The organism is Streptomyces macrolidinus, from assembly GCF_023887685.1.
In the GTDB taxonomy this organism is placed as follows: Bacteria; Actinomycetota; Actinomycetes; order Streptomycetales; family Streptomycetaceae; genus Streptomyces; species Streptomyces macrolidinus.
In genome coordinates, this window is the sequence record NZ_JAMWMR010000006.1 from 276,005 (window position 1) to 288,575 (window position 12,571).

Genomic DNA, 12,571 nt, shown 5'->3' on the forward strand with positions numbered 1-12,571 from the left:
GAGTGCGGTCGGTGCAGGGGCGACGGGCCGATTCGCGGGGCGATATCGGGACACGCAGCATGGAAATGAACCCGAATGCCGTCGTATCGCGGAGGTGAACCGCGATGACTCTGCCCGCACACCACCACCACGGCCGACTTCTGGAACGGCCGTTCCCGGCCCTGAGCTGGGGCCGACCGATGACCGCCGAGTTCGACGACCTCTTCGAGCGGATGAACCGGTTCCTGGAGGCGACCACCGGTACCGCGTCCGCCATCGGGGCCTGGTCGCCCCCGGCGGACCTGCACGAGACGGACGACGCGTACGTGGTCGAGGCGGAGCTGCCCGGGATCGCGCGGGAGGACATCGACGTCGAGGTCGGCAACCGGGAGTTGAGGATCACCGGAGAGTACAAGGAACGTGAGCGAGAAGGCGTGCTGCGCCACAGCAGCAGGCGCACCGGCCACTTCGAATGCCAGGCGCTGCTGCCGACCGAGGTCAGGGCTGAGGACATCACGGCGACGCTGGTCGACGGGGTGCTGACCGTCACCGTCCCCAAGGCCCAGGCGGCCAAGCCGCACCACATCGAGATCACCCCAGGCTGAGACGGCCGCGTCCCGCCGCCGTATGCCTCCCGTGCGGCAAGGCAGCGACCGGCCGGTACGAAGGAGACTCCAGTGACCACACCACTCCTGGACGCATCCGCCGTCACCGCGTTCGTCAAGGACGCCACGGCCGCGCCGTCGCTGCTCAACGCACAGCCCTGGACGTTCCGGTTCCGGCGGGACGACGGCACCCTGGAGTTGTACGCCGACCCCGGCCGGGCACTGCCGAAGACCGACCCGCACGGGCGCGGACTGCATCTGGGGTGCGGTGCGGCACTGTTCAATCTGCGGGTGGCGGCGACGGCGGCGGGCTGGCGGCCCGACACCCGGCTCCTGCCCGACGCGTCCGATCCCACGCTGCTCGCCGAGACGGAGTTCACCCCCACCTCGCACCCCGACGAGGCCCTCGCCCTTCTGCACGCGGCGATCGAACGACGCCACACCAGCCGGTATCCGTTCCGCGAGGACGACATACCGGCCGACCTGATGGACGCACTGTGCGCGGCGGCCGACCGCGAGGGAGCCCGGTTGGTGTTCCCCGACACCTGGCATGTGCAGTCGATACTGCACCTGGTCCACGACGCCGAGGAAGACGAGGCACGAGACCCCGAGGTACGGGGCGAGACAGAGCGCTGGACTCGTACGGAGCCGGCCGGGGAGCCGAGGCCTTCGGACGGGATCCCCGCCGAAGCCTTCGGACCGCGCCAGTCCGGAGCCAGTTCCCCCGTACGCGACTTCGCCGCCGGACGGCCGGTACCCGGTCGCGACTGGGCACGCTTCGAGAAGCGGCCCCACATCGCCCTGTTGGGCACGGAGAGCGACCAGCCGCTGGACTGGCTGCGGGCGGGCCAGGCGCTGGAGCGCGTACTGCTCCGGGCCACCTCGGGCGGCCTGGTCGCGTCCCTGGTCTCCCAACCCCTCGAACGGCCCGAACTCCGGTGGGCGGTGCGCGACCCGGAGTCGGAGATGGGACACGTACAGATGGTGATCCGTCTCGGCTACGGCCCCGAGGGACCCGCGACCCCGCGCCGCCCCGTGGCCGATGTGCTCGACATCGTCTGACGACTGAATCGTCCGACGACCGAAGACAGCGTCCGACGGCCGCAGTGACGAAAGGCGGTGAGGACCAGGTGGGCACGACAGGACTGCCTCCGCCACTGCTCGTAGGCGTCGACGGGTCGGAGTCCAGCCTTCGGGCGGTGGACTGGGCGACCGACGAGGCGGCACGCCACGCGGTGCCGTTGCGGCTCGTGCACGCGTCCCTGTGGGAGCGGTACGAGCACTTCATCCCCTCGGGTGCCCCGCAGCGCCCGCCCCGTCAGACGATGGCGGAGTACATCGTCGCGACCGCGGAGGAACGCGTCCGGCGCCGTGACCCGGACGTGAAGGTCACCGCCGAGATCCTGGCGGACGACCCGGTGCACGCACTGCTGCACGAGGGCCGCGAGGCCATGGCCGTGGTGACGGGATCCCGCGGGCGCGGCGAGCTGAAAGGGCTGCTCCTGGGGTCGGTCGGCCTTGCCGTGGCGGGCCGCGCCGCCGGGCCGGTGATCGTCGTACGCGGGGACCGGGCAGGGCGGGAGAGCACGCACGGGCGCATCGTGCTCGGTGCGGGTGAACCCGGCACGAGTGACACGGCGGCCCGGTTCGCCCTGCGGGAGGCCGAGACGCGGCACTGCCCCCTGGACGTCGTCCGCGCCTGGCGCCGCCCCGCGCACCAGCCCCGCGCGCACCCCCTGCTGACCGGAGACCTCGCGCTCTACCTGGAGGAGCGGGCAGCCACGGTGATCGACGCTCTGCTCCAGGACGCCCTCGTCGACCATCCGGACGTCCGGGTGAACCGTGCCACGGCCGAGGGGGTGCCCGGCAAGGTGCTGCTGTCCCGTTCGGCCGCCGCGGACCTCCTGGTCATCGGGGTGCGCGCGCGGCGCACCCCTGACCACGGAGAACTCCACCTCGGGCGGACGGCGCACACGTTGCTGCACCACGCCGAGTGCCCGGTGGCCGTCGTGCCCGACTACCAGGAATGACCGACCTCACGGCCTCGTGTCGTCGGTGCCGTAAGCGATGTGCGCGGAGACCGAGACCACGCCGTCCACGCTCCGGCACAGCCGCTCGATGATGGGGATCAGGCTTCTGTACTCGACGGAACCACCGAGGGTGACCTGGCCTTCGCGTACCTCGACCGTCACTTCCGTGGGGGTGAGGCCCATCGTGCTGTGCAGCAGGTCCCCGGTGATCTCCTCGCGGATGGCGTCGTCGCGGCGCAGGAAGGTCCGCAACAGGTCACCGCGGCTGACGATGCCCAGCAGCCGGTCCGCCTCGTCCACCACGGGGAGCCGCTTGACGTGGTGCACCTCCATCAGCCGGGCCGCCTCGACCGCGCTCCACTCCGGGCGCGCGCACACTGCGGGCGCCGACATCAGTTCCTCGGCCCTGGCCCCCTCCGCCTTGGCCCGCTCCCACGCCTCCAGATGCGGGATGGGCGTCCGGCCGGAGGGGTCCGGCCGGTCCGTGCACTTGCGCAGCAGATCGGCCTCGGACACCACCCCCATGGGGCGGCCCAGGTCGTCCACCACGGGTACGGCGGTGAGGTCGTTCTCCGCCAGCAGCTTGGCGATCTCCTTGAACGGCAGGTCACGCTGTGCCCGGACGACATCTCGGGTCATCAGTTCTTCGACGGTTCGGTGGTGCACGTCCGCGCTCCCCGTGGTTGGCACCGCATGCGTCGGCATGTCGCGCGTGGCACGTTGGGTACAGCCACGATTGTGCGGGAAGGGCGGCGATCATGCGAGCTCACCTCGGCGACCACCTCGTCATCGAAAGCCCGGCGACCGGCACCACCCAGCGCGACGGCGAGATCGTCGGACTCCATCACGACGACGGAACGCCCCCCTACGACGTGCGCTGGTCGGACACCGGCGAGGTGACCCTCGTGTTCCCCGGGCCCGACGCGCACGTCCACCACGGCGAGCACGAGTCCGCGGGCTCGCCCCGCCCCGCCCACCCGGTGTCCGACGCGGCCTCGCCCACCGGGGTGCCCAACCCCGGTGACATCGGCCGACGCGTGGCCGCGGAACGCGAGCGACAGGGCCTGAGCCGGGCAGAGGTCGCCCGCCGCGCCGTCATGGCACCGGAGTACCTCGCCTACCTCGAAGAACATCCGGCCGAGCCGAGCATGGCGACGCTCATCCGGCTGTCCGACGCGCTGGGCACCAGCGTCGAGGCGCTGTGCGGAGGCGGCCTCGACCTCCCGCCGGGCCAGGGACACGCGCTCCTGAACCCTCGGTTGCGGGATCTCGACCCTGACGAATGCCGCACCTTGCTGTCCACCCACGGGGTGGGGCGCATCGCGGTGTCGACCCCAGACGGCCCGGCGGTCATCCCCGTGAATTACGAGGTCGTCGACGACGCGATCACGTACCGGACCATGCCGGGGTCCGTGCCCGCGCTGGCGGTGGGAACCGAGGTCGCCTTCGAGGTCGACCACCTGGACGAGGCGATGAGCCGGGGCTGGAGTGTTCTCGTCGTCGGCCCGGCGCACGTCGTCGCGGACCCCGACGCCGTACGGGAACTGGCCGAGCACGCCCACACCGACCCCTGGGCCGGAGGCACCCGTGAGGAGTGGGTGTCGATCCGACCCCGGCGCATCACAGGTCGCCGTATCGAACCGGCCGCTCGCTGATTCCATCCCGTTCCCCGAGGTCGACATCACGCGGTAGCCGGCTTCTGGTTCGGCGCGGGATCGTCGTCGGCCGGGGCGTCCGCCACCGACGGCACCACCTCCGGGGTGGGAATCGACCGCACCAGCAGACTGACCGCGCACGCCACCGTCGTCACGGTCATCACCGCGTACATGATCCGGTAGTCCAGCACCCCGATCAGCGCGGCCCCCGCCAGGAGCGACAGGGCCTGCGCCCCGTCCTTCGCCGTGTTGACCGTGGCGTTGACGCGGCCCTGCATACGGGCCGGTGCGTACAGGTGCACCGCCGCGCCCAGCACCACGGCCACGAACGGCAGGCCCACGCCGATGAGTGTCGTCCCGACGAGGAAGACCCCCACATCACGGGAGACGCACAACAGCAGCCCCGCCGCGACGAGTCCGTAACCGGCACAACTCGTACCGACGTCCCCCCACCGCCGTATCACCGCCCCGGAGACCAGACCGCCGAGCGCGGAACCGGCGCCCTGGATCGACGCCATGACACCGACGAACGCCGCCGGGCGGCCCAGGCCGTGATCGACGGCGGCGAAGGCCGCGGTCTCCAGCATGCCGATGCCGCCGAGGAAGACGACCATCGCCAGCGTCAGCCGAAACAGCAGCGGTGTGGCGCGCAGATACCGCAGACCGGCGACGAGGGAGGTGCCGAAGGACTCCTCGACGGGGTCCGGTTCCGACTCGGCCACCTGGACCGATGCGATCAGCAGCGCGGCCGTGCTCAGGATGACCGCCCCCAGCACGGCCAGCGCGACACCGCCGAAGGCCACGTACACCCCGGCGCCCGCCACCGGGGACGCGATGCGCACGCCCTCCCTGGTGGCGATGAGCAACGACCTGGCCTGGACGGCCTCGGACGACGGCAGGAGGTCCTTCAGCAGCGCCTGCCGGGCGGGGGTGGCGACCAGCGCCCCGTAGGCGAGGGCGACCACATAGATGATCCACAACTGGCCGGAGCCCCGCACGGCCAGCAGGGACAGCACGAGAACCGCCATGCCGCCGTACATCCTCACCAGCAGCGGCTTGCGACGCACCCGGTCCACGAGGTGCCCCAGCAAGGGCGCGGCCAGGCCCGGCACGGTGAGCGCCAGCATGACCAGACCCGCGGCGGCGTTCGAGCCGGTGAGATCCTTCGCCCAGATGGCGAGTGACAGAAACATGGCGCTGTCCCCGAAGCTGGAGACCGCCTCGCCGGCGAACATCCGACGGAACTGCGCATTGCGGCGAAGAATCGCCCACACGACTGACCTCCACTGCTGGCTGGGGATACGGCCGGGGAAGGCACCCGTACGACGACGGGCACCTTCCCGGCCCTCGATCGGTGAGCGCTCAGTTCTCGCCCATGGCCAGCCGCAGGCTCTTCGGGCGCATGTCCGTCCAGACCGCGTCGATGTGGGCCAGGCACTCCTCGCGCCCGCCGCTGAAGTCCGTGCGGTGCCAGCCGGCCGGAAGCGGACGCCCCTCGGCCCACAGGCTGTACTGCTCCTCGTCGTTGTGGACCACGCTGTACCGGGTTTCGGTCGTCTGCTCGCTCATGAGTCCGCTGCCTTTCGTGACTGACGGTTCGGTTGACGGGAGTTGATGTCGTGGGGCGCACAACTGGAGGCGTGTGCGCCGTGTTCAGGGATGTCTCAGGCGCTCCTCGACGATGCGCCGCACCCCGCCCCGGTCGGTCTTCCCCGAGGCGTTGTGCGGCAGTTCGTCGAAGAACAGCAGGCGCCCCGGCCGCATATGGACCGGCAGGTCGTGCCGCAGGCGTTCGCGCAGCGCGGCCTCGACGGCTCCCGGGTCGACGGGTACGCCGTCCTCGCCCCGGCACACGACGGCGAGATACAACTCGCCTCGTCCACGCAGCACTTCGGTGAGCAGGGCGATGGCCTGCGAGACACCCGGGACACGCTCGGCGACCGACTCGATCTCGCCCAGCTCGACCCGGTGCCCCCGGATCTTCACCTGGTCGTCGATCCGGCCGTGGAAGACGTACTGCCCGTCGGCACCGACCCGCACCATGTCGCCCGTCAGATAGGCACGGGAGCCGTCCGGGCCCGTGGTGAACGACCGGGCGGTCAGGCCGGGTTCCCCCACGTAACCGCGCGCCACGCCGACCCCGTAGAGGCAGAGTTCACCGACCTCGCCCTCGGGAACGGGCTGCCGCGAGTCGTCCAGCACCTGGGCGCGCAGACCGGTGATCGGTACGCCGATCGGCATCGGGTCCCGGTAGGGCGGACGGACCTCGGTGCACAGCCCGCAGACGGTCGTCTCGGTGGGGCCGTACCCGTTCCACAAGGTGCCGACGACCCCCTCCAACTCCTCGGCCAGCGTGGCGGGCAGCGCCTCGCCGGCGCTGACCAGGTGCGTGAAGACCCGCTCACCGGCCAGGAAGGGAAGCAGCAGCCGCAACTGACTGGGGGTGGCGTACGCCGCGCAAGGTTCCTGCGTGCGCAGCCACTTCGCGAAGAACTCCGGGTTGCGCGCACAGCGCGACGGGGCGACGACGATCGTGCCGCCGCTCGTCAGCGGCACCAGCATCTCCGGCACAGACATGTCGAAGACGACACTGCTGTGCGCGAGCATCCGGTCGCCAGGGCCCAGCCCCATGGCGCCGGAGAAGTGGTCCAGCATGGTGAGCAGCCCGGTGTGCTCGATCTCCACCCCCTTGGGGAGCCCCGTCGAGCCCGAGGTGAACAGGATGTACGCGGCGGGTTCGCCCGCGTCCGGCCGGTCGACGTCCGTTCGCCCGGAGGTCACCTCGGCGACGGCCGAGCGGACGGCGCCGTCGGTGTCCGCGAAGGGAACGGCCGCCGCGCAGCCCGCCTTGCGCACCTGATGACGGCGGCGTTCGGCAGGCGCGGCCGGATCGAGCGGCACCGCCACCGCGTCCAGCAGCCACGTCGCCAGCAGAGCCACCACGTAGTCGGTGCCGTACCCGCACTCGACGGCGACCCGCGTACCGGCGCGCACCCCGTCCGCCGCCAGCTCCGCCGCCCGGGAGCGGACCGCCGACACCAGTGCCGCGTAGGTCAGTTCGCCGCTCTCATCGCTGATCGCGGCGGCGTCCGGCCGGACTTGGGCCCAGTGCAGGAAGCGGGCCAGGGAAGGAGCGGCGCTCACAGCTCGTCTCCCGTCAGTTCCCGCCGTACGAGGGCGGTGAGTCCGTGCAAGGTGGGGTCCTCGAAGAAGTCGACGAGATCGATCGTGACGTCCAACTCCTCGCCGATCAGGGCCAGTAGCCGCATCGCCTTGATGGAATGCCCGCCCACGTTCAGGAAGTTGTCCTCGGGCCGGGCGCTTCCGGTGTCGAGCACCTCCTGCCAGAGCGCGGCGACCGTGGCGTCGACCGGGTCGCCGTCCTGCGGCGGAGCACAACCACCGTCCACATCCCCGGTGTTGGCCGCGGGCGACATCGACAGCAGTGCCTCGCGGTCCGCCTTCCCGTTGGCAGTCACCGGGATATGGTCGACCACGATCACCGTCGGCAGCATGTACTGCGGCAGTTCGCCGCGCAGTTCCTCCCCGAGCACGGTGACGTCCAGGACCGCCCTCGGCGCCGCGTCCCCGGCGGTCTCCGGTGCCACGAACGCGAGGATCTCGATGCCGTCGTCCGTCGGACGCGCGTGCACGACGGCGTCGGCCACCCCGTTCCGCCTCCGTACCGCCGCCTCGATCTCGGCGAGTTCGACACGATGGCCGCGCACCTTCACCTGGTCGTCGAGCCGCCCCACGTACTCGTACCGCTCACCGGGGAGGACCCGCACCTGGTCGCCCGTGCGGTAGAGCCGCTGCCCGGGACGCCCCGCGAACGGGTCGGGGACGAAGGCGGCGGCGGTCTGCGCCGGGGCGTCGAGATAGCCGTGGGCGAGCCCCTCGCCACCCACGTACAGCTCCCCGGTCCCGCCCGTCCCGACCCGCTGCCCGGACGCGTCGAGCACGTACGCCGTGCTGCGCGGGAGCGGGCGGCCGAGGGGGACCACACCCTCGGCGAGATCCTCCGCGGTCACCTCGTGGGTGGTGCTGAACGTGGTGTTCTCGGTGGGCCCGTAGCCGTTGACCACGGTGGCGGGCGGCCCGGCCGCGAACAGCTTCGCCAGCCTGCGCGCATCGTGCTTCTCACCGCCGAAGAGCAGCACCCGCAGCTCCCGGAAGGCGTCCGGCGCGAAGTCCACCATCTGGTTGAGGAGCGTCACGGTGAGGAACATGACCGAGATGCCCTCGTCGGTGAGGAAGGACCGCATTCGCCGGGGTGACAGCAGGACATCCCGGTCCGCGACGACGAGAGTGCCGCCACCGGCCAGCGCACCCCAGATCTCCAACGTCGCCGCGTCGAAGGCGGGGTTGGAGACATGCGCGACCCGGTCGGCGGGGCCGAACGTCACGAAGTCCGCGTCCGGCACGAGCCGTACGACCGCGCGGTGCGGCACCACCACCGCCTTGGGGCGGCCTGTCGAGCCGGAGGTGCAGATCACGTAGGCGACGTCGGCGTCGGTCACCGCCGCCGGGACCATCGGGGCCTCGTCGGTGACGAGGAGCTTCTCCAGCAGATGGGTGGGCACCACCTCCGCGAGCAGGTCGGCCGTCGCGTCGTCCGTGACGACGGCCGCTGTCGCGGCGGTGCGCACGATGTGCCGGGTGCGTTCGGCCGGCTGCGCGATGTCCACCGGCAGGTAGGCGGCGCCCGCGTACAGGATGCCGAGGCAGGTGGTGACCGACGCGATGCCGCGCTCCATGGGCACGGCCACCGTCGCGCCGCGGCCGATCCCGGCCGCCCGGAGACCGGCGGCCAGGACGCTCGCCCGTCGGTCCAACTCCCCGTACGTCAGCGTCGTCCGCCCGTGCCGCACGGCCACCGCGCCTGGCTGCTCGACGGCCTGTCGGTGCACTCGTTCATGGATCGGTACGAACACACCGGGCGCGTCCGTGCCGCACTCCGACGGCAGCGGGGCGTCCGGCTGTGCGAAGGCGGCGTCGACGGCCGCCAGCATGCGCCGGTGCAGGGCCGCCGCGGCCTCGTCGGTGAACAGGTCGGTGGAGTACTCCAGTTCGCAGACCGTTCCGCCACTGGTCCGCGTGACCAGCCACAGCGCCTCGTACTTCGCGGTGCCCGTGCCGATCTGCTCACGCTCGGCGCGGTGACCGTCCCACCGCAGCCCGCACCCCGTGGTGTCCATGTAGGTGAGGGCGGTCTGAGCCAGCGGGGCCCGCGACCGGTCGGTGCCGGACCCCACCTCCTCGACCAACGTCTGGAACGACACCTGCTGATGGGCCAGGGCCCCGGTCACCACACGGCGCACCAACCGCAGTACGTCACGGGCCGTGGCCCCCGGCCGGACCACGAACCGCAGCGGCAGTGTGTCGACGAACATGCCGACCTCGCCCGCCTGGGCGGGACCCCGCGACGAGGCCGGCACCGCGAGCACCAGATCCCGGTCGCCCGTCACCGCGACCAGAGCGGTCACATAGGCGGCCACCCACATCATGAACGGACTGAGCCGCTCCTCCTCGGCCGCCGACACGAGCGCCGACACCTGCTCGTCCGTGAGCACGACGTGGTGGGCGGCGCCGTCGACACCGAGCCGTGCCGGACGCGGCAGATCGTGCGGCAGGGACAGCGCGCCGGGGCAGTCGGCGAGCATCGTCCGCCAGTGGTCCAGCGCCGCCTCGGCATCCCGGGGCCGTACGGACACCGCCTGCCTGCCGACCGGCTCCCGTTCCCACCCCGTGCCCCCTGAGCCGGAGGTGTCCTCGTACAGCTCCTGGAGCTGGGTTTCGAGGAGGTCCAGCGAGACCCCGTCACACACCAAGTGGTGCACGGTCAGGACGAGTTCGCTGCCCGCGTCGCCCCGGTCCACGACGAGCGCCCGCAGCAGCGGAGGCCGACCGAGGTCGAACGGTGTGCGCACCTCGGTGTCGACCAGTTCGCGCACACTCGTCTCCGACACACCCCGCGCGTCCACCCACCGGCACGCCACGGAGACCTTCCGCGCGGTCAGCGCGAGCGCGGGCTTCACGAAGCCGCGCCGCAGCGCCTCGTGCCGGGCCGCCAGGGTGTCGAGCGCGGCGCGCAGCCTGGTGACGTCGAGCCCGCCGGGGAAGCGGTAGCGGACCGCGAGGTGATAGACGGCGCTGCCCGGATGGAGCTGTTCGACGGTCCAAAGCCGTTCCTCGGCCGCGGTCAACTCCCTTGTCTCCGGCTTCTCCTCCTCGGGACCCGCGCCCAACGCCGCCGCCAGCGCGCCGAATTCCGGGTAGTCGTAGAGGATGTCCAACTCGAGGTCCTGGCCGGTGAGTTCGCGCAGCGAGATCGCCACCTCCACGGAGAGGACGGAGTCGCCGCCCTCGTCGAAGAAGTTGCAGCCGTCGCGGATGTCGTCCAGACCGAGGGCGTCGCGCCAGATCGCGGCGACGGCCTCACGCAGCTCCGCCGCGGAACGTTCCCCCTCGGGGGCGGGCCGCTCACTCATCGCCCGCACCCGCCGTCCCGGCCGCCGACGGCTCGTCGCGGGTCACCAGCCAGTCGCCGATCGCCAGCGCGTCCAGCGTCGAGCGGGCGTATGTGGCGACCGCGACCTCCGGCGTCCGGACGACCGGCTGGCCGCGCAGGTTGAACGAGGTGTTGACCACCATCGGAATGCCCCGGTCGTCACCGACCCGGCGGATCAGCCGCCAGAACCTCGGCGCGCTCTCCCGGTCGACGGTCTGCACCCGCGCCGAGCCGTCGACATGCGTGATCGACGGCAGCTTGTCCCGGTACTCGGGCCGCACCTGCGCCACGAAGAGCATGTGGCGGTACATCGACTCCTGGCCCGGCTCGATCTCGAAGTAGGTGGTCGCCTCCTCCGCCAGGACGGCCGGCGCGAACGGCCGGAACTCCTCACGCTGCTTCACGACGGTGTTCAGATGGGCCCGCATGTGCGGCGACGACGGGTCCGCGAGGATGCTCCGGTTGCCCAGCGCACGCGGGCCGAACTCCATCCGCCCCTGGAACCAGGAGACGACCTTCCCCGCGCCGATCAGCGCCGACACCTCGGCCAGCAGATCGTCCTCGGCCAGCTTCCGTACGGTGAACCCGTCCCCCAGTCCCTGTAGTTGGTCCTCGATGTCCGCGTCGTCGAACTCCTCGCCCCAGTACGGCATCGCCATCGAGACCGGCGGCTCCGGTACATGCTGCTGGAGCTGCCACAGCGCCGCGCCGAGCGCCGTACCGTCGTCCCCCGACGCCGGCTGGACGAAGACCCGGTCGAACAGACCGCTGCGCGCGATCACACCGTTGGCCGTGCAGTTCAGCGCGACACCACCCGCCATACACAGATTGCGGGAGCCACCCGCGGCGTCGGCCGTCTCGCGCAGGACATACAGCAGGCACTCCTCCAGCTTGCGCTGGACCGTCGCGGCGACATCCATGTGCCGCTGGTCGAGCGGCGCCTCCGGATGCCGGGCCGGACCGAACAACTCCTCCAGCCGCCGGATCGCCCCCCGGTGCGTCTCGCGCTCCGTCGGCGACTTGTCGTGCGCCAGGACGGGGGCCAGCAGCCGCCCGCCCGGAGCCCTGCGCACCAACTCGTCCGCCACGTTCGCGAACCGGCTCGCATCCCCGTAGGGCGCAAGCCCCATCACCTTGTACTCGTCCATCCCCGGCAGGAACCCCAGGTACTGGGTGATGACGCTGTAGAGGATGCCGAGCGAGGCGGATATGGAGTAGCTGCGCACCCCCTGCAACGCGGCACCGCTGCCCCGCAGCACCGACGTGGACTCCGCCTCCCCCATACCGTCGGCCACCAGAACCGTCGCGTCGGAGAACCCGCTCAGGTAGTAACTGCTGGCCGCATGGGCCATATGGTGGCCGACCCGGACGAACTTGCGCGCCCAGTCCTGGTCCGGACAGTGCGCGCGCAACACCTCGTACTGCACGTCCTCGCTGTACACCTCCCGGTACCAGCGCCGGGCGAACTCGTCGCGCTCGAACGCGACCGACGGCTCGTACCGGAAGCCGTGCGCGACGAAGTCGACGTCGTCCAGCGTCACTCCGGCCATCCGCAGGCACGCCTCGATCGCGTCGACAGGGAACGCGCCCGTGCCCTTCACCCCGTCGTGCCGCTCCTGCGCCGAGGCGGCGATCACCCCCTGCTCCCCGACCAGGGCCGCGGCCGAGTCGAGGCCCTGCACCACACGCTGTTCCCGCCAGTCCAGACCGGGCAGCATGCTCTTCTTGACGGACAACGATCGGTCGAGTCCGCTGACACCGAGCACTAGCACGTCGAGTTCCTTTCGAAAG

At 71.5% G+C, this 12,571-nt stretch carries 10 protein-coding genes; 4 read left to right on the top strand and 6 right to left on the bottom strand.

Features of this window, described 5'->3' with window-relative positions; genetic code table 11:
- Positions 1-104: 104 nt before the first annotated feature.
- The 3 genes from NGF19_RS10370 to NGF19_RS10380 all read left to right on the top strand — a co-directional run bounded on the left by NGF19_RS10370 (position 105) and on the right by NGF19_RS10380 (position 2,614).
- Complete coding sequence (locus NGF19_RS10370; protein WP_252424280.1) at positions 105-584, top strand: Hsp20/alpha crystallin family protein; 480 nt, start codon at positions 105-107, stop codon at positions 582-584.
- Positions 585-656: 72 nt separating this feature from the next.
- Positions 657-1,646, top strand: coding sequence for an Acg family FMN-binding oxidoreductase (locus NGF19_RS10375; protein WP_252424282.1), 990 nt, complete (start codon positions 657-659; stop codon positions 1,644-1,646).
- An 83-nt stretch (positions 1,647-1,729) separates the two neighbouring features.
- Positions 1,730-2,614 carry a universal stress protein gene (locus tag NGF19_RS10380; RefSeq protein ID WP_252424345.1) on the top strand — a complete coding sequence of 295 codons (885 nt, stop codon included), beginning with the start codon at positions 1,730-1,732 and terminating at the stop codon, positions 2,612-2,614.
- A 6-nt stretch (positions 2,615-2,620) separates the two neighbouring features.
- Here the strand turns inward: NGF19_RS10380 and NGF19_RS10385 are convergent, their stop codons facing one another.
- A complete protein-coding gene (locus tag NGF19_RS10385) occupies positions 2,621-3,280 on the bottom strand; it encodes a CBS domain-containing protein (RefSeq protein ID WP_252424284.1) in 660 nt (219 codons plus the stop codon).
- 92 nt (positions 3,281-3,372) lie between these two features.
- On the opposite strand from NGF19_RS10385, the gene NGF19_RS10390 reads away from it, so the two are divergent.
- Positions 3,373-4,269 carry a DUF1918 domain-containing protein gene (locus NGF19_RS10390; protein WP_252424285.1) on the top strand — a complete coding sequence of 299 codons (897 nt, stop codon included), beginning with the start codon at positions 3,373-3,375 and terminating at the stop codon, positions 4,267-4,269.
- Positions 4,270-4,295: 26 nt separating this feature from the next.
- Here NGF19_RS10390 and NGF19_RS10395 read toward each other — a convergent pair whose 3' ends face one another.
- The 5 genes from NGF19_RS10395 to NGF19_RS10415 form a co-directional block, all read right to left on the bottom strand.
- Positions 4,296-5,543, bottom strand: a complete 1,248-nt coding sequence (locus NGF19_RS10395) for an MFS transporter (RefSeq protein ID WP_308288467.1) — start codon at positions 5,541-5,543, stop codon at positions 4,296-4,298.
- Positions 5,544-5,631: 88 nt separating this feature from the next.
- Entirely contained in the window at positions 5,632-5,838 is a 207-nt protein-coding gene (locus tag NGF19_RS10400) for an MbtH family protein (RefSeq protein ID WP_252424287.1), read from the bottom strand.
- Between the two features lie 84 nt (positions 5,839-5,922).
- Positions 5,923-7,413, bottom strand: coding sequence for an amino acid adenylation domain-containing protein (locus NGF19_RS10405; protein ID WP_252424288.1), 1,491 nt, complete (start codon positions 7,411-7,413; stop codon positions 5,923-5,925).
- The gene (locus NGF19_RS10410; protein WP_252424289.1) at positions 7,410-10,760 is read right to left on the bottom strand and encodes a non-ribosomal peptide synthetase; all 3,351 of its coding nucleotides are present in this window, start codon (positions 10,758-10,760) and stop codon (positions 7,410-7,412) included. Before NGF19_RS10410 ends, NGF19_RS10405 begins: the two co-directional genes overlap by 4 nt.
- Positions 10,753-12,552, bottom strand: a complete 1,800-nt coding sequence (locus NGF19_RS10415; protein WP_252424290.1) for a carbamoyltransferase family protein — start codon at positions 12,550-12,552, stop codon at positions 10,753-10,755. The genes NGF19_RS10410 and NGF19_RS10415 overlap by 8 nt, the downstream gene beginning before the upstream one ends.
- Positions 12,553-12,571: the final 19 nt, after the last annotated feature.

Bases quoted from the DNA above. Each gene is read 5' to 3' on its own strand.
- NGF19_RS10400 (WP_252424287.1), bottom strand. From the start codon at position 5,838: ATGAGCGAGCAGACGACCGAAACCCGGTACAGCGTGGTCCACAACGAC.
- NGF19_RS10410 (WP_252424289.1), bottom strand. From the start codon at position 10,760: ATGAGTGAGCGGCCCGCCCCCGAGGGGGAACGTTCCGCGGCGGAGCTG.
- NGF19_RS10390 (WP_252424285.1), top strand. From the start codon at position 3,373: ATGCGAGCTCACCTCGGCGACCACCTCGTCATCGAAAGCCCGGCGACC.
- NGF19_RS10370 (WP_252424280.1), top strand. From the start codon at position 105: ATGACTCTGCCCGCACACCACCACCACGGCCGACTTCTGGAACGGCCG.